The 16,787-nt window shown below is 56.4% G+C and carries 19 protein-coding genes; 12 read left to right on the top strand and 7 right to left on the bottom strand.

The window, feature by feature from the left end; genetic code table 11:
• Positions 1 to 158: 158 nt before the first annotated feature.
• The 5 genes from artM to FFB58_RS07215 all read right to left on the bottom strand — a co-directional run bounded on the left by artM (position 159) and on the right by FFB58_RS07215 (position 3,784).
• Positions 159 to 827: an arginine ABC transporter permease ArtM gene (gene artM / locus FFB58_RS07235; RefSeq protein WP_039029540.1), complete on the bottom strand. Its 669-nt coding sequence runs from the start codon at positions 825 to 827 to the stop codon at positions 159 to 161.
• Positions 827 to 1,543: an arginine ABC transporter permease ArtQ gene (gene artQ, locus FFB58_RS07230; RefSeq protein WP_032617286.1), complete on the bottom strand. Its 717-nt coding sequence runs from the start codon at positions 1,541 to 1,543 to the stop codon at positions 827 to 829. The genes artM and artQ overlap by 1 nt, the downstream gene beginning before the upstream one ends.
• Before the next feature lie 6 nt (positions 1,544 to 1,549).
• Positions 1,550 to 2,281: an arginine ABC transporter substrate-binding protein ArtI gene (gene artI, locus FFB58_RS07225; protein ID WP_138369474.1), complete on the bottom strand. Its 732-nt coding sequence runs from the start codon at positions 2,279 to 2,281 to the stop codon at positions 1,550 to 1,552.
• A 19-nt stretch (positions 2,282 to 2,300) separates the two neighbouring features.
• A complete protein-coding gene (artP, locus tag FFB58_RS07220; RefSeq protein ID WP_039029538.1) occupies positions 2,301 to 3,029 on the bottom strand; it encodes an arginine ABC transporter ATP-binding protein ArtP in 729 nt (242 codons plus the stop codon).
• Positions 3,030 to 3,265: 236 nt separating this feature from the next.
• The gene (locus tag FFB58_RS07215; RefSeq protein ID WP_039029537.1) at positions 3,266 to 3,784 is read right to left on the bottom strand and encodes a lipoprotein; all 519 of its coding nucleotides are present in this window, start codon (positions 3,782 to 3,784) and stop codon (positions 3,266 to 3,268) included.
• Positions 3,785 to 3,893: 109 nt separating this feature from the next.
• Between FFB58_RS07215 and FFB58_RS07210 the strand changes: the two genes are divergently transcribed.
• The 3 genes from FFB58_RS07210 to FFB58_RS07200 all read left to right on the top strand — a co-directional run bounded on the left by FFB58_RS07210 (position 3,894) and on the right by FFB58_RS07200 (position 5,926).
• Positions 3,894 to 4,217: a heavy metal-binding domain-containing protein gene (locus tag FFB58_RS07210; RefSeq protein WP_039029536.1), complete on the top strand. Its 324-nt coding sequence runs from the start codon at positions 3,894 to 3,896 to the stop codon at positions 4,215 to 4,217.
• Positions 4,214 to 5,044, top strand: coding sequence for an N-acetylmuramoyl-L-alanine amidase (locus FFB58_RS07205; protein WP_138369473.1), 831 nt, complete (start codon positions 4,214 to 4,216; stop codon positions 5,042 to 5,044). Before FFB58_RS07210 ends, FFB58_RS07205 begins: the two co-directional genes overlap by 4 nt.
• A 258-nt stretch (positions 5,045 to 5,302) precedes the next feature.
• Positions 5,303 to 5,926: a helix-turn-helix domain-containing protein gene (locus FFB58_RS07200; RefSeq protein ID WP_039029534.1), complete on the top strand. Its 624-nt coding sequence runs from the start codon at positions 5,303 to 5,305 to the stop codon at positions 5,924 to 5,926.
• Positions 5,927 to 6,038: 112 nt separating this feature from the next.
• Here the strand turns inward: FFB58_RS07200 and FFB58_RS07195 are convergent, their stop codons facing one another.
• Positions 6,039 to 6,569, bottom strand: coding sequence for a hypothetical protein (locus FFB58_RS07195; RefSeq protein ID WP_138369472.1), 531 nt, complete (start codon positions 6,567 to 6,569; stop codon positions 6,039 to 6,041).
• Positions 6,569 to 8,146 (bottom strand): peptidoglycan-binding protein, encoded by a 1,578-nt coding sequence (locus tag FFB58_RS07190; protein WP_138369471.1) that lies wholly within the window; start codon positions 8,144 to 8,146, stop codon positions 6,569 to 6,571. The genes FFB58_RS07195 and FFB58_RS07190 overlap by 1 nt, the downstream gene beginning before the upstream one ends.
• Before the next feature lie 303 nt (positions 8,147 to 8,449).
• Between FFB58_RS07190 and gspC the strand changes: the two genes are divergently transcribed.
• From gspC to gspK, 9 genes are read left to right on the top strand one after another with little or no spacing between them, the layout of a single operon-like run.
• A complete protein-coding gene (gene gspC / locus FFB58_RS07185) occupies positions 8,450 to 9,181 on the top strand; it encodes a type II secretion system protein GspC (protein WP_039029635.1) in 732 nt (243 codons plus the stop codon).
• 13 nt (positions 9,182 to 9,194) lie between these two features.
• Entirely contained in the window at positions 9,195 to 11,105 is a 1,911-nt protein-coding gene (gene gspD, locus FFB58_RS07180) for a type II secretion system secretin GspD (RefSeq protein WP_039029532.1), read from the top strand.
• A gap of 11 nt (positions 11,106 to 11,116) precedes the next feature.
• Positions 11,117 to 12,595 (top strand): type II secretion system ATPase GspE, encoded by a 1,479-nt coding sequence (gene gspE / locus FFB58_RS07175; protein WP_039029531.1) that lies wholly within the window; start codon positions 11,117 to 11,119, stop codon positions 12,593 to 12,595.
• A complete protein-coding gene (gene gspF / locus FFB58_RS07170; RefSeq protein WP_138369470.1) occupies positions 12,595 to 13,803 on the top strand; it encodes a type II secretion system inner membrane protein GspF in 1,209 nt (402 codons plus the stop codon). The genes gspE and gspF overlap by 1 nt, the downstream gene beginning before the upstream one ends.
• Positions 13,804 to 13,805: 2 nt before the next feature.
• On the top strand, positions 13,806 to 14,249 hold the full coding sequence (gene gspG / locus FFB58_RS07165; RefSeq protein ID WP_032617298.1) for a type II secretion system major pseudopilin GspG: 444 nt from the start codon (positions 13,806 to 13,808) through the stop codon (positions 14,247 to 14,249).
• The gene (gene gspH, locus FFB58_RS07160) at positions 14,249 to 14,734 is read left to right on the top strand and encodes a type II secretion system minor pseudopilin GspH (protein WP_138369469.1); all 486 of its coding nucleotides are present in this window, start codon (positions 14,249 to 14,251) and stop codon (positions 14,732 to 14,734) included. Before gspG ends, gspH begins: the two co-directional genes overlap by 1 nt.
• Positions 14,727 to 15,107 (top strand): type II secretion system minor pseudopilin GspI, encoded by a 381-nt coding sequence (gene gspI, locus FFB58_RS07155; protein ID WP_039029528.1) that lies wholly within the window; start codon positions 14,727 to 14,729, stop codon positions 15,105 to 15,107. The genes gspH and gspI overlap by 8 nt, the downstream gene beginning before the upstream one ends.
• Positions 15,104 to 15,775 carry a type II secretion system minor pseudopilin GspJ gene (gspJ, locus tag FFB58_RS07150; RefSeq protein WP_138369468.1) on the top strand — a complete coding sequence of 224 codons (672 nt, stop codon included), beginning with the start codon at positions 15,104 to 15,106 and terminating at the stop codon, positions 15,773 to 15,775. The genes gspI and gspJ overlap by 4 nt, the downstream gene beginning before the upstream one ends.
• Positions 15,772 to 16,785, top strand: coding sequence for a type II secretion system minor pseudopilin GspK (gspK, locus tag FFB58_RS07145; protein WP_138369467.1), 1,014 nt, complete (start codon positions 15,772 to 15,774; stop codon positions 16,783 to 16,785). The genes gspJ and gspK overlap by 4 nt, the downstream gene beginning before the upstream one ends.
• Positions 16,786 to 16,787 lie beyond the last annotated feature (2 nt).

Raw genomic sequence — 16,787 nt, 5'->3', positions numbered from 1 at the left:
GTCAATCTTGTCATTATATGCCGTGTCTGCGGCTGAACGTCACAATGCCATCTAATGAATTTATATGCAATAAAAATGATTAAGTATTTTTTGAGAAATAAAAAAAGACGGACAGTAGTTAGACTTGTCCGTCTTTTTTAAATCAACCTTATGCAGTTTTAATTGCGGCGTTCGAAGGCCAGCGCCCGGCGTTCAACTAAACGCATCAGCAGGGTCAGCAGGCCGTTGACGATGAGATAGATAATGCCGGCAGCGCCAAACACCATCACATCGTATGTCCGTCCGTACAGCAGCTGTCCGTGACCCATCACCTCCATCAGGGTGATGGTATAGGCCAGCGACGTGCTCTTGAACACCAGCACCACTTCGTTGGAGTACGAAGAGAGGGCGCGTTTGAACGCGTACGGCAGCAGGATCGCCAGCGTGTCTTTCTTGCTCATCCCCAGCGCGCCGCAGGACTGCCACTGCCCATCCGGAATAGCGCGGATCGCGCCGTAGAACAGCTGCGTGGTATAGGCGGCGCTGTTCAGCGACAGGGCGAGCAGGGCGCACAGCCACGGCTCGGAGAGCAGATGCCACAGCACCGGATATTCCTGCAGCGTCGGGAACTGGCCCGGGCCGTAGTAAATCAGGAAGATCTGCACCAGCAGCGGCGTGCCGGTAAACAGGGTAATGTAGCCGCGCACGATCCACACCAGCACCGGCGTTTTCAGCGTCAGGATGATGGTGAAAATCAGCGCCAGGATCAGCGCCACGATAATCGAGGCCACCGTCAGCGTCAGGCTGGTGTGCAGCCCTTTCATCAGTTCGGGTAAATACTCAAGCATCAGCCTGGTCTCCGTTCAAAACGCGTCGCACGCAGGTCAATACGCTTGAGGATGTACTGACTGAGCAACGTGATCACCAGGTAGATGGCCGCCGCCACGATGTACCAGGTAAAGGGCTCCTGGGTACGGGTGGCAATGCTTTTGGTCTGCAGCATCAGGTCGTTAACGCTGATTAAGCTCACCAGCGCGGTATCTTTCAGCAGCACCAGCCACTGGTTGCCGAGCCCCGGCAGGGCATGACGCCACATCTGCGGCATCACCAGACGGAAGAAAATCGCGGTTTTCGACAGCCCCAGCGCCTGACCGGATTCCCACTGTCCCACCGGCACCGCTTTCAGCGCGCCGCGCAGGGTTTGCGAGGCGTAGGCGGAATAGAGCAGGGAGAGGGCGATCACGCCGCACAGGAACGGGCTGACGTCGAAGTTCTCGATCTGCATCTGAATCGGGATCTGCACCACGCCCAGGTTGAGCGTAAAGCCGTCCGACAGCATCAGCAGCAACTGCGAAGAACCAAAGTAGATAAACAGCACCACCAGGATTTCCGGCAGGCCGCGCAGCAGGGTCACCAGTGCTGAGCCGGTCCAGGCGACAGGTCGCCACTTAGCCGACTCCCACACGGCAAAGATCATCGCCAGCACCAGGCCGATAATCAGCGCACAAACGGCAAGGCCGACGGTCATCCCGGCGGCGCTTGCTAATGGAAAAATTTCGTTCATCAGATCTTACTTCTGGAACCATTTGTTGTAGATGGAATCGTAAGTCCCATCTTTCTTCACTTTTTCCAGCGCAGTGTTGAATTTCTGCTGCAGCTCGGTGTTGCCCTGACGGACAGCAATGCCGAGACCGGTGCCGAAGTAGTCTTTATCCGTCACTTTATCGCCCACCGCGGCCAGCTTGTCGTTCGCTTTCAGCCATTCGGTCACTACAGCGTTGTCACCAAAGACGGCATCAATACGGCCATTCTGCAGATCCAGACGGGCGTTCTGATAGCTGTCGTAAGGCACGGTGGTGATTTCCGGGTGCTTATCCATGATAAATTTCTGGTGCGTGGTGCCGTTCTGTACGCCCACTTTCTTGCCTTTCAGCGCGTCGATAGAAGCGTATTTACCCTTCTGGCCGATGAACAGCGCGGAGTTTTCATAGTAAGGGGTGCTGAACAGAACCTGCTTTTCACGTTCCGGGGTGATGTCCATACCGGCCATGACCGCGTCGATACGGCGGAATTTCAGGCTTGGGATCAGGCTGTCGAAAGACTGGTTAGCGAAAGTACAGGTGGCGTCGATCTCTTTACACAGGGCGTTAGCCAGATCCACATCAAAGCCGACAATCTGGTTATTCGCATCCATAGATTCAAACGGAGGGTAGGAGGCTTCCGTGGCAAAACGAATGGTCTGAGCTGCGGTGGCAGAGAGGCTAACGCTTGCAAGCAGCGCGGCAATCACTATTTTTTTCATTGTCGTTCTCTCGATTCGATTAGTGAGACAGATAATTTCTGAATGCGTCGGTCTGCGGCTCGGCAAAGCAGCGCGCATCCCCTTGCTCCACGATATGACCGTTTTCCATATAGACCACACGGCTGGCGGTTTTACGCGCCACTTCCACTTCGTGGGTCACGATCACCTGGGTAATGTTGGTCTCCGCCAGCTCGCGAATAATGCTGACGATCTGGGCGGTGATTTCCGGGTCCAGCGCGGCGGTCGGTTCGTCAAAAAGCAGAACCTGCGGCTCCATCATCAGGGCGCGGGCAATGGCCACACGCTGCTGCTGACCGCCGGAGAGGTGCAGCGGATAACGATCGCTGTAGGGCTTCAGGCGCAGACGCTCCAGCAGCTTCTCGGCACGCGCCAGCGCCTGCTCTTTGGAGAGGCCCAGCACGCGGCACGGCGCTTCAATCAGGTTTTGCTGCACGGTGAGGTGCGGCCAGAGATTATATTGCTGAAACACCATGCCGACGTTCTGGCGCAGATCGCGGATCGCTTTCTCAGAGGGCGCTTTAGCAAAATTAAAGTGATTACCCGCGATATCCAGGGTTCCGGAGCGGGGCATTTCAAGCAGATTGAGGACGCGAAGCAGCGAACTTTTACCCGCGCCGCTTGGGCCTAACAGCACCAGCGTCTCGCCCTCAGGGCAATTGAGTGTGATGTCGAACAGCGCCTGGTGTGCGCCGTAAAAGCAGTTAATGCCGTTTAGTTGAATACTCATCGGGGCAGTCTTTACTCATCCAGGCAATCTATAGCAATTGAGGCCGCAAATAGTACCGTTGACAGAATAGTTATGCAATATAACTGCGTTAAAAGTTAAATATAAACCGTATCTATATCTAAACATAGCACAAAATAGCGGAAGGTAATGTCGGCGAGAATAAATGTCGGCATTCCTCACGAAATGCCAGACATTTTACGGGGTTTTACCTGCTTAACGGGTTGAAGCGCGCCCGTTTAGCGGTTTTCAATCGACTGGCGCAGCGTGCCAGCCGGGGCGTGGACGCTGCCGCCGAGGTAGCGCACGTCGTCGATCGCCCAGCACTGCCCTTCGCGGATCATCAGCACTTCATCCTGCCAGGTCTGGCTGCCCTGCGTCAGCTTGACGCGTAGCGGAATATTGCGCGCATCGGTATTCGGGATGGTCGAGGCGCTGGAGACTTCGGCCTTTTCAGGGGCGGTGGTGCGGCTGGAGAACGGATCGTCTTTCAGCAGGCTGCTGTGCTGCGGATCGCGGCTGGCATCGCTCAGCAGCTGGGCCAGGTTATCGCTCAGGTACGGGCGCAGGGCGGTAAAGTCGTTGCTGCGGTGCGTAATGCGGTAGTCATAGAATTGTTGAGCCACGGCATCCGGCCCGCCGGTAATGCAGCTGCCGCTGCGGGTACCGATGTCCTTAAAGGCCGGGGTGACTGGCGTAGTGCAGGCGCTGAGCAGCAGCGCGCAAGGCACTAAAAGCGTCAAAGCAGAATAGCGCATGATGATTTCCTTATTAGGCTGCAATAATTAACTAACCTTTAAATGATAGCGTAACGAGCAGATAATGGTTTTGTTCTTAAACGGTTAGGTACGTAACACGGAGACGAAAATGCAATTTTCAACCACCCCCACTCTGGAAGGACAACCCATCAGCGAATACTGCGGCGTGGTGACCGGTGAAGCGATTCTCGGTGCCAATGTTTTCCGGGACTTTTTTGCCGGGATCCGCGATATCGTCGGCGGCCGCTCCGGCGCCTATGAAAAAGAGCTGCGTAAAGCCCGTGAAATCGCCTTTAAGGAGATGGGTGAACAGGCGAAAGCCATGGGCGCAGACGCCGTTGTGGGCATCGATATCGACTACGAAACCGTCGGCAAAGACGCCAGCATGCTGATGGTCAGCGTCAGCGGTACGGCGGTGAAAACGCGCCGATGAAGCAGGCATTTGCGCCCGTCCTGCTGGTTCTGCTGCTGGCAGGCTGTGCGGCAGAAAAAGGGATTGTTGAAAAAGGGGCCTATGAGCTGGATACCCGGCGACAGGCCCAGGCGGCCTATCCGCGCATCAAGGTGCTGGTTATTCACTACACCGCCGACGATTTTGACAGCTCTCTGGCGACGTTGACCGATAAAAACGTCAGCTCCCACTATCTGATCCCGGCGATCCCGCCTCTGTATAAAGGAAAGCCGCGGATCTGGCAGCTGGTGCCTGAGGGCTCCCTGGCCTGGCATGCCGGGGTCAGCTTCTGGCGTGGCGCCACGCGTATAAATGACACCTCTATTGGCATTGAGCTGGAGAACCGCGGCTGGCAAAAAATCGACGGACAGAAACGCTTTGTGCCCTTCGAACCGGCGCAAATCGCCGCCCTGATCCCGCTGGCGAAGGATATTATTCAGCGTTACGACATCAAACCGCAGAACGTGGTGGCCCATGCGGACATCGCCCCGCAGCGCAAAGACGATCCGGGGCCGCTGTTCCCCTGGCAGGCGCTGGCGCAGCAGGGGATTGGCGCCTGGCCGGATCCCGCCCGGGTGGCGTTTTACCTGAACGGGCAACCGCCTTACCAACCCGCGGACAGTGCTGCGCTGCTGAGTTTATTATCCCGCTATGGCTATGATGTGCCAGATAATATTTCACAAGCACAGCAGAAGCGGATAATTATGGCCTTTCAAATGCACTTCAGACCGCAATTATGGAATGGTGTAGCTGATATAGAAACAATTGCCATCGCTGAAGCATTATTAGAGAAATACGGACAGGGTTAATCCTTGAAAAAACCGCTTCTTGCGTATTTTTATCTTATTTTTCTTGAGATTAATCTTAAGTTCAATCTCGATTCATTTTTAGTTAATTGACTTAAATTTACCCGAATATAATATGTACACATAGCTTGCTAAGCAATTTGGCAAAGTAAATATTATTTGAGAGTAAATCTCACCCAAAAAACTTCTAAGAATTTATCCGGTGTGACTTTTCTGGCGCAGCGGTTCGCTTTATCCATAAAAATTGAAACAGGCATAATAATGTTAAACGTATATTGTAAAAATAGTCGCCCGGAAAAGGCGATTGACGCAATTATTGCTGCTACAGCAGATTACCCCGATAAAACGTTAAAGAAATGGCAGAAGATTATTACCGCCGATTCTGAATACGTGCACGTTATGATCAGCGGCGAAATAGAAATTCGCCGACGCTCTGATGAATTGAGCATGTTTACCATGCGCAAAGCCGGTTTTTTAGGGATCTCCACTATCTATAACAGAGCCTCACACATGTACGGCCTGGTCCGCGACACCACCGTTATCCGCACCATCAAACGTGAAGAGTTTGAACGTATTATCAGCGAGAAAAACCTGTGGCCAGAGTTCAGCCAGCTCCTCATCTGGTATATCGACGTGCTGAGTAAGCGCGATGACATTCTGGTTGCTCGCAGCGCCTATTCCGTAGTTCGTGAATTCCTTATCGAAATAAATGAACTGATTGTTCACCAGAATCGCGATATTAACGTTTACGATTACATTCAGGAATACACCAGCCTGGCCCGCAGCACCATTATTAAAATTCTCTCAGACCTGAAAAAAGGTCACTATATAGTGGTCGAGAAAGGTAAGTTGAAAAATATTACCAGCCTGCCAGAACGCTACTGATTATCTGCTAAGAATCTCCATCGGGTAACGCCGGTGGGGATTTTTTTAGCATATGAGTATCTATATTTTCCGTTTTTAACGCTGCCGTCTGGTTTATCACCCGATTATCCGTCTATGTGTCGGATTGCGTCTCATCCACCGGTTCATCCGGCACTTTCCCCTGCGAAATATCCTGCTGCTGTTCTTTTAACGCTTCCATAAACCGCTCTTTTAACGACACGGAATCTGTCTCTTGTTCAGCACCATGGACATCGGGCAAGGGTTCACTGGAAATATCACTGTCCGGGGCTTGCTGCCAGTCTGAAGATTTATCCATGTCAGGATCGTCTGATGGCATCGGCGGCGCGGTATATTTTTCGGGTACAGGTTTCGGCTGCGGGAACGGCTTTGAAACGTACACATAATGCATATCCGAAATCTTCGTGTCCGGCTGCGCGACGCTCACCGGTTTGGGTTCCGGCGCCGGATGCCGCAGATTCCAGTAAATATGGGCGTACAGCCCGGCCATTAAAATTGCCCCCAGGCAGCATAAACAGGCCAGAGTTCTGAGCAGTATTTTATTGATTGAGGGGAGGCGGTAGGAGAACCATACCGCCTCGCCGGTATTAAAGCTGCGCTGTGCAGCGAGGCAAATAGTAGACATTATTGCGTTTTTCCTTTCGCCAGGGTGTGGGTCGCGGTGTCTGCGGTCGGCGTCAGTATCGTCGGCGTCGTGTTATTCACCCGCATCAGCTGCATCAGGGTCTCTTCACCCGGCATGCCGTCAACGTTCAGCTGGGTCTGCGCCTGGAATTCGCGGGTGCGCTTCACCAGCGCCTGCGTCCAGGATTGGGCATGGGTTTCAGGCTCATGCAGCGCCTGGCTGAGTTGCGTATCGATCCAGGCCAGATCCTTGCTGCTGCTGGCGGCTCCGACTTCATCCTGTCCTGCCGGCGTCAGTCGGTGCAATAAGGTGTAATTCCCGGTGGCGTGGGCGTTAAACCAGCTGCGCTTCACCTGCCAGGTTCGATTATTCATCAGCAGATCAAGGGAATCCGCGCCTACTCGCGCGACGACCGCATAGTTGAGGTGATCCCCGGTTCGCAGCTCGCTCACCCACGGATACCCCTCTTTTTCCAGCGCCGTCAGCGCGGCGTTCCCCTGTTTACAGGCGAGATTCACCCGGGCGGCATTCTGGCAGAGCGCCTCCTCTGAGGAAGGATCGTAGCCCCACATGGTGTAGAGCTGATGCATGGCGTCCGGTGAATTGACCACCTCTTTCTCAAGCGTCGGCACGACCGGCGCTTTTTGCGTATGGACAGGCTGTTTCCAGCTCACGGGCACCGGCAGGTGCACAGGGAGTTTTGCCGTGATGGCGGAGGAGAAGTACCAGCCGCTGGCGGCAAAGAGCACGCTGGCGAACAGGCCAACCGTCGCCAGGGTTTTGCCGTGCGTCTTACGCGGCAGCACTTCGCCCGCCGCCAGACGTAAATGACGGGCTCCCACCGCAGGGGCGCGCTCGGTCCAGGCCGCCAGCAGCGACAGGTGTGCCAGCGCGTTCAGCTTGCTCACCGACCCTTTGGTCAGGGCATGCATCCGGCGCACGCGGGCAGGAATAAAGGGCGAGGTTTCGGCCCCGTGCTCCTCGGCCTGCGCCTGAACATAGCTCAGCACTTCGCGGCAGGTAAGCGGGCGCAGGGTATGGCGGGTATGCACCCGGGACGCGAGGCCAGAGTGGTTCATCAGACGCGCTTCCTGGTCCGGGGTACCGGTCAGGACCAGCGTTAACGACAGACCAGACTCCTGCGCCCGGGAGAGCAGCATGCCCAGCGCTTCCCAGCAGTTATCCCGCATCGCCTGTACCGCCGCGACAGTCAGGACCAGACCGGATTTTTTACAGGACGGATATTTCTCCTGCCACTGGCGCAGCACACCGTCAATGGCGTGAATTTTGTTGCTGGCATCTTTTGCCTGGGCGCTGAGTTTATACAGCAGGCCCTTCGCGTTCAGTTTCGGAAAAGCATTAACCGCCACCCCGGCGGCGCTTTTCGCCAGCAGGTGAGCGGTGAAGGTGTTCAGCAGCTCCTCGTCATCGCCAAACAGCGCCACAATGCCAGGCACGGTCGATTTCTCTGCCAGCATGCCGAAGACATCCTGATGATAAGGCGCAAAGAATGTGCCGCAGGGGCGGGCTGCGCTCCTGAAGGGGTGGCGGGTAAATTTAAAATGACTGAGGAACATAACGCTTCACCGTTGTATTTCATTGACCAAATGTCAGGCAGGAAAGTAAGGGAAGGGGAGAAGGGGGTCAATTTTGCCCGAGGAGAAAAATAACCTGTGCTGATTGGCTAACATCGGTTATTTGCTGGGTCAATAATTTTCTTTATTAAAGTTAACGGCGAACCCGATGGAGCGGGAGGCACATCATTATTACTATTTCCGGGTTTTCAGGTGCAGCGCCAGGCTGCTGATCCCTGCATTGACTAAAAGGTCAGTTTTAAAATGAAAATGCAGTTCTATTCCCGATATATTGCGCCCTGCGTGATGTTTGTCCTGCTGATATTCAGCGGCCAGCAGGGGTATGTCGTTTTTAAAGAGTATAAAAAGGTGGCTGATTCCGATCCGGATAACGCGTCCGCGCAGTCCCGTACGCAGCAGGCAGAGCAGGCCTTTGCTCTTTTTCAGCCTGCGGTTAACCAGGCGGTGACGCAGCAGGTGGCGAAAAAGAGCCTTTCGGCTGAGGTCGACGGCATCATCAGCAGCGACGAGGCGTGGCTTTCTTTCGCCGTCATCAAAACGCCTGGCGGACAGAAGAGTTTGCGTGAAGGCGACCCCCTGCCGGGCTACAGCGATGCGTTTATAGAAGAGATCAATAGCGACAACGTGGTGGTGAATTACGAAGGCGACCGGCAGGTGCTGGCGTTAAAACGCCCGGACTATTTTAAAGGCGATATTAATCCCTCTCCGGCAATAAAGCCGAAAATCGATGCCGGGGCCGATAATTTACATCTCGACGATTATTTAGTGCTGAAGCCTTATATCGAAAAGGGTCAGCTCGAGGGCTATCAAATAAAGCCAAAAAATGCCTCCTCCTTTTTTAGCCATAGCGGGCTGGAAAAGGGCGATGTGGTAGTGAAAGTGAACGCCGTCGATATGACGCGCGCGGAGCAGGCGAAAAGTATTATCGCCAGCTGGTCGAAAATGAGAGAAGCGGAAGTCGTAGTCAGACGCCACGCTCACCTTGAAAATATTCGGGTTAATGTTTTAACCAATTAACAAGTGTAATGAGATGAAGAAATTTCCCTGGGCATGTATTGCGCTGACAGCCGCCTCTTTTATTTCCAGTTCCGTGATGGCGGCGAACTTTAGCGCCAGTTTTAAGAACACCGATATTCGCGAATTTATCGATACGGTAGGCCGTAACCTGAATAAAACGATCCTCGTCGATCCGTCCGTTCAGGGCAACGTCTCGGTGAAGACCTATAACGTGCTGACGGAGGATGAGTATTATCAATTCTTCCTGAGCGTGCTGGATCTGTATGGCCTGTCGGTGATCCCGATGGATAACGGCATGGTGAAAGTGGTGCGCTCCACGGTGGCGCGCACTGCGGGCGTACCGCTGGCGGACAGTAAACACCCCGGCAAAGGGGATGAGATCATCACCCGCGTGGTGCGGATGGAAAACGTGCCGGTGCGTGAGCTGGCGCCGCTGCTGCGCCAGCTGAACGATGCCTCCGGCATTGGTAACGTGGTCCATTTTGAGCCCTCCAACGTGCTGCTGCTGACCGGTAAAGCCTCGGTGGTGAACCGGCTGGTGGATCTGGTGGAGCGCGTGGATCGCTCCGGCATGCAGCGTCGCGAAATTGTCCCGCTGCGCTATGCCTCGGCCAAAGAGCTCTCCGACATGTTGAATAACCTCAACAACGAAGAGCAGAAAGGCCAGAACGCGCCGCAGCTGGCGACGAAAGTGGTGGCCGATGACGAGACCAACAGCCTGGTGATCAGCGGCTCGGAAGATGCCCGCTCGCGCACCCGCTCGCTGGTGAATCAGCTCGATCGCGAGCAGAACAACGAAGGCAATACCCGCGTCTTCTACCTGAAATATGCCAGCGCCAGCAAAGTGGTGCCGGTACTGACCGGGATTGGCGAGCAGCTGAAAGACAAAGCCCCGGCGGCGAAAAGCAAAACGGCGAGCACCAACAGCGATCTGAATATCACCGCCGACGAAGCCACCAACTCACTGGTGATCACCGCCCAGCCTAACGTGATGAACTCGCTGGAAAAAGTGATCGACAAGCTCGATATCCGCCGTCCGCAGGTGCTGGTGGAAGCGATCATTGCCGAAGTGCAGGACGGCAACGGCCTCGACCTGGGCGTGCAGTGGACCGGCAAACATGGCGGCGTGCAGTTTGGCGCCACCGGTATGCCAATCAGCCAGATCAAGAGCGGCGCCATCAAAGGGGCCAGCTTTACTGGCCTGGCGACCGGCTTCTTTAACGGTGACTTTGGCGCGCTTATGACCGCTCTTGCTACCGACGGTAAAAACGACATTCTCTCCACCCCGAGCGTGGTCACCCTGGATAACAAAGAGGCGTCGTTTAACGTCGGTCAGGACGTGCCGGTGCTGTCCGGTTCCCAGACCACCAGCGGCGATAACGTCTTTAACTCGGTGGAGCGTAAAACGGTCGGTACCAAGCTGAAAATCGTTCCCCAGATCAACGACGGCGACATTATTCATCTGAAGATCGAGCAGGAAGTCTCCAGCGTTGACGCCAGCGCGACGGAAGACGCCAGCCTCGGCCCAACCTTCAACACCCGTACCATCAACAACGAAGTGATGGTGCACAGCGGGCAGACGGTGGTTCTCGGCGGATTAATGGAGAACGTCACCAAGCAAAACGTTTCGAAAGTGCCGCTGCTGGGGGATATTCCGCTGGTGGGGCAGCTGTTCCGCTACACCTCGCAGGATACGTCGAAACGTAACCTGATGGTCTTTATCCATACCACCGTCCTGCGTGACGACGACAGCTACAGCGCGTCGTCGAAAGAGAAATATGACCAGATCCGCGCGCGTCAACAGCAGCGTATGGAAGAGAAAAAGCTGGGCATTATTTCCAATAATGATAACGCGGTGCTGCCGGCCTACCCGTCTAAGGGCTCCGCCACCACGGCGGCCACCCGCAATCCGTTTAAAGAGTAAGGGGGTGGCAGATGGATGAACTCAGCAACGCCTTATGCACCAGCAGCTTTGCCAAGGATAACGGCGTCCTGTTTTATCAGGATCAGGTCTATGTCCGGGACGATGCCCCGGCGTTTGCCCTGCTGGAGATGCGCCGGGTGCTGGCGCGCTCCTTTACGCCGGTCATTCTGACGCCGGAGGCCTTTGACGAGATGCTGGCCAAAATCTGGCAGCAGAACAGCGGCGTCTCCCAGCAGCTGGTGGATGATATGGACGCCGATATCGATCTGATGGCGCTCACCGAGGAGATCCCCGACAACGAGGATCTGCTGGATAACGACGAAAACTCGCCGGTGATCCGCCTGATCAACGCCATTCTGGGCGAGGCGGTGAAAGAGGGCGCGTCGGATATTCATATCGAAACCTTCGAGCGCACGCTGAGCATCCGTTTTCGCGTCGACGGCGTGCTGCGCCCGGTGCTGCAACCGGCGCGCAAACTTGCGCCGCTGCTGGTGTCGCGCATCAAGGTGATGTCGAAGCTCGATATCGCCGAAAAGCGTCTGCCGCAGGATGGGCGTATCTCGCTGCGTATCGGGCGCAAAGCCATCGACGTGCGTGTCTCCACTATTCCCTCGCAGTACGGCGAGCGGGTGGTGATGCGTCTGCTCGATAAAAGTAATCTTAAGCCGGACATTAACAAGCTGGGGCTGATAGACGAAGAGCTACAGCAGCTGAAGGGACTGATTGGCCGTCCGCACGGCATTATCCTGGTCACCGGCCCGACCGGTTCCGGGAAAAGTACCACCCTGTACGCCATTCTGTCGGCGCTGAACGGGCATGAGCGCAATATCCTCACCGTTGAAGATCCCATCGAGTATGAGCTGGAAGGGGTGGGGCAGACCCAGGTCAACCCGCGCGTGGACATGACCTTTGCCCGCGGGCTGCGCGCGATCCTGCGCCAGGACCCGGACGTGGTGATGATCGGTGAAATCCGTGACGGCGAAACCGCGCAAATTGCGGTGCAGGCCTCGCTCACCGGCCACCTGGTGATGTCCACGCTGCACACCAACAGCGCGGCAGGGGCCATCACCCGTCTGCGCGACATGGGGCTGGAGTCATTTTTGATCGGTTCATCGTTGCTCGGTGTCATTGCCCAGCGTCTGGTGCGTCGGCTGTGCGTGCACTGCCGGACCACCAGTCCGCTGGACGCCAATGAGAAAGCGCTGTTCAGCTTTATGGACGCGCCGCCAAAAGCGATTTACCGCGCCGTGGGCTGCGAGCACTGCCGCCAGAGCGGGTATCAGGGCCGCGCCGGGATCCACGAGTTCCTGGTGGTAGACAGCACTATGCGCCGGGCGATTCATGAAGATAAAGATGAAATGGCCATCGAGACCGAGCTGTTCAGACAGGCCTACAGCCTGCGCGAAAACGGCCTGCTGAAGGTTATCTCCGGCGTCACCTCGCTGGAAGAGGTGATGCGCGTCACCGCCGAGCGCGGGGGAGATGAATAATGGCGTGGTATGCGTGGACGGCCACCAGTGCGGCGGGAAAAACCCAGCGCGGCACCCTGCAGGCCGAGGGGCCAAAGCAGGTTCGCCAGACCTTGCGCGAGCAAAAGCTGATGCCGGTGAGCATCACGCCGACCCGGGAGCCCTCCAGTGCCGGGAGCGCGCAGAAGGGGATCAAACTCTCCACCCCGGTGCTGTCGATGTTTACCCGCCAGCTGGCGACGCTGGTGAACGCCGCCCTGCCGCTGGAGAGCGCCCTGAAGGCGATTGCGAAGCAGTCGGAAGATAAAAAGCTGGCGGCGATGGTGAGCGAGATCCGCGACAAAGTGGTGGAAGGGCATACGCTGTTCGACGCCTTCAGCCAGTTTCCGCGCACCTTCGACAAACTCTACTGCACCCTGGTGATGGCCGGGGAGAAAACCGGTCATCTAGGCGACGTGCTGGAAAAACTGGCGGAGTACAACGAGCAGCGCCAGAAGATGAAAAGCAAGCTCAGTCAGGCGATGGTCTACCCCATCACCCTCACGGTGGTGGCGGTGGCGGTGATCTGCATCCTGCTGGTGGCGGTGGTACCGCAGGTGATCGAGCAGTTTACCCATATGAAACAGCAGCTGCCGATCACCACCCGCACGCTGATCGCGGTGAGTGATTTCCTGCAGGCGTACGGCATCTACATTGGCGGCGGGCTTGTCGCCGGATTTATCGGCTTTAAAAGCTGGCTGAAGAACGCGAAAAATCGCTTTCTCTGGCACCGCTGGCTGGTTAACGCCTCGCCAATCAAAAAACTGGTGTGCGCCATCAACAGCGCGCGCTACATCCGCACCCTGAGCATCCTGCAGGCCAGCGGCGTGCCGCTGCTGGAGGGGATGTATATCGCCATGGACGGGATTGAAAACCTCCATGCCCGTCAGGTGCTTGAGCAGGCGGCGGACACCGTGCGTCAGGGGGCATCGTTATATGCCGCGCTGGAGCAGGCGAAATTATTCCCGCCCACCATGCTGTACATGATCGCCTCTGGCGAAGAGAGCGGCGAGCTGGGCAACCTGATGGACAGGGCAGCTGAAAACCAGGAGTCCGCATTACAGCATCGAATTACCTTAACGCTGTCGGTATTCGAACCGGCGCTGGTGGTCTCAATGGCGACCATTGTTCTGTTTATTGTGATGTCAATATTACAACCGCTTCTGCAACTTAATAATATGGTAGGTTAATCATGGCGATGAAACGTAAAAACCTGGCACGCCAGGCGGGCTTTACTTTGCTCGAATTAATGGTGGTGATTGTTATTCTCGGCGTGCTGGCCAGTATGGTGGTGCCCAATTTAATGGGGAATAAAGAGAAAGCCGATACCCAGAAAGCCACCAGCGATATTGTCGCCCTGGAAGGTTCGCTGGATATGTACAAGCTGGATAACCACCGTTATCCCACCACGGAACAGGGCCTGCAGGCGCTGGTCACCAAACCTGAAATCGCGCCAATCCCGAACGGCTACCGCGCCGATGGCTATATTCGCCGTCTGCCGCAGGATCCCTGGGGCAGCGATTATATTCTGGTGAGCCCGGGCGAGCATGGCGCCATCGATGTATTTTCCGCAGGGCCGGATGGCGAAGCCAATACCGCAGACGATATTACCAACTGGTCATTCGATAAAAAATAATGAACAGGCAACGCGGCTTTACCCTGCTTGAAATTATTCTCGCGCTGGTGATATTCGCCAGCTGCGCCATGATGGTGGTTTCCACAATACCGTCGCGCAGCGGTGCGGATATATTTGGCCAGCAATTAAAAGCCGTTGTTGAATATGGTTCCGATCGTGCGGTAATGGACGGAAATATCCTGGGGCTGGTCATCACGACGGATAAATATCAGCTGATGACGCTGGAAGAAAAAAACGGCGAACGCCGCTGGGTTCCGCTGGCGCAACGACGTATCAACACCGGGGGTGATTTCCCGGAGGAGATGCACGTTTCGCTCACCCCGCAGCGCCTGGCCGCGACCCCTGATGCCGAACCGCAGATCGTCTTTTTACCGGACGGCGAGATGAGCCGTTTCACCCTGACGTTACAGAGCGCCGATAAAGAGCACCACTTCCGGGTGGTGTCCCAGGGCGCGCCACCGGTTACGGTAGAAAACGATGGCTAAACCTGATGCATCGCAGCGCGGCATGACGCTGCTGGAGGTGATGGTCGCCCTGGTGATCTTCTCCACCGCCGCGCTGGCGCTCATGAACTCGGTCTCCCTGAACGTGCGTTTTACTCACGGTCTTGCCGATACCCTGCAGGCCAGCTGGGTCGCCGAGAATCAGCTCGCCGAAGCGCAGCTCACCAAAAGCGAGTTTCCCGATGCAGAGCAGAAGGGGACCGAGCTGATGGGCGGGCGCAACTGGACCTGGCACATGCAGCGGGTTAAAACCGCCGATAAGCGCTGGGCGGATGAGATCCTGGTCTATGCCGAAGGGGATGAGAGCCAGCCGGTTGTGGCGATGCGGGTTCTGCCGCCGGGAGAGGAAAAGTGAAAAAACGGCAGAATCAGCGCGGGTTTACGCTGCTGGAGATCATGATTGCCCTGACCATTTTTGCGGTGATCAGCACGCTCGCCTGGCAGATCCTCGATGGCGCAATGCGCACCAGCAACGCCACCGATCGCAGCGCGACCCGGCTCAATCAGATCCAGCGCGCCTGGAGCCTGCTGGAGCGTGATTTTTTTCAGCTGCAGGCCCGCGCGCCGCGCAATGAACCCGAGGTATTTCGCCAGGACGATAACGCGATTGAGCTGACCACCCTCAACGGCGTCAGCGGCAACGTTCAGTTAGAGCGGGTGCGCTGGCGCTTTGAAGATCACCGGCTGTGGCGTGACGTCTGGCCGACGATAGACAGCCCGGCGGGCGTCAAACCGGAAGAGGTGCCGATTGTCTCTGAGGTGAAAGCCGTTCAGTGGCGGTTTTTCAGCGAATCATGGCAAAAGCGCTGGAGTGAAAGCGCGCATCAGCCGGATGGCGTTGAGCTGACGCTGACCATGGAGAGCGGTGATACCTGGCGCTGGGTCTTTACCACCCCGGGCGACATGCCGCAGCCGCAGGTCGCCGTAAAAGAAGCAGAGAAACCTGCTGATAAACCAGAAGGCGCACCGCCTGAGGCCGCGCCAGAGCAGGCCGCAGAACCCGCGCCGGGGAGCCAGCCATGAGTCAAAACACGCTGAAACAGCAGCGGGGCGTCGCCCTGCTGGTGGTGCTGATCCTGCTGGTGCTGATGTCGGCGCTGGCATCGAAAATCAGCCAGCAGTTCAGCCGTAATCTGCAGAAAACTCACTATCAGGTGAGTCAGCAGCAGCTGCGCTGGGCAATTCAGCGCCAGGAGCAGGCGGTGAAAGAGCGGTTGCAGACCGCCGCCAGCGGCGAGAATCCTCTGGAGCCGGACGGCGAATGGCATCAGCCCCTTGAGACACAGGGGGAGTTTTACACGGTGGTGAGCCAGGTTGAGGATGCCCAGGACTGCTTTAACGTCAATAACCTGCTTACCGAGGAGAAGATGGCGAAAGAGCAGGCTGCGTCACCCTTGCCGGAGAAATCGTCTGAACAGCTGACGGTCGAGCAGCTGCTGGCCGACGCCGGACTGGATCAGACCACCGCGGAGCAGGTTTATCAGCAGCTGGTGGACTATCTGGATGGCGACAGCGTCACGGCGAAAGAGGCTCAGGAGACCGACGCCTGGGCTGGCGTTCAGCCCGCGCGCCTACCGGCCAACCAGATGATGCGCAACATCAGTGAAATCAGGCTGCTGCCGGCATTCCCGGCGGCGGCCTATGCCAAAGTCAGCGCGCTGCTGTGTGCCCTGCCGGACGCCAGCAGCAAAATTAACGTCAACACCCTCAAGCCGGAGCAGGCAAAGCTGCTGGCGGCGCTGTTTGCGGGAAAACTGACGGAGGATGACGCTACCCGGCTGCTCGCCGCACGCCCGGAGGCGGGGTGGGAAAACATGGAGGCCTTCAGCAAGGCGCTGGAGCAAAACCTCCCGCAGCTGAAGGATGATTTAACTCAGGTTGCCGAACGGGTGGCCGTTAACAGTCGCTACTTCCGGGTCAACTACACCGGCAACACCGACGATTTAACGCTGCGCGTGGTCAGCCAGCTTCAGGTCAACACTGAAGCGGGCGAGATCGTCACGTGGCAGCGTCGTTACCGAATGATTGAATAACA

It is taken from the genome of Enterobacter sp. MF024, assembly GCF_005843915.1.
GTDB lineage: Bacteria > Pseudomonadota > Gammaproteobacteria > Enterobacterales > Enterobacteriaceae > Enterobacter > Enterobacter barmai.
This window is presented reverse-complemented; position numbering and strand designations above follow the sequence as displayed.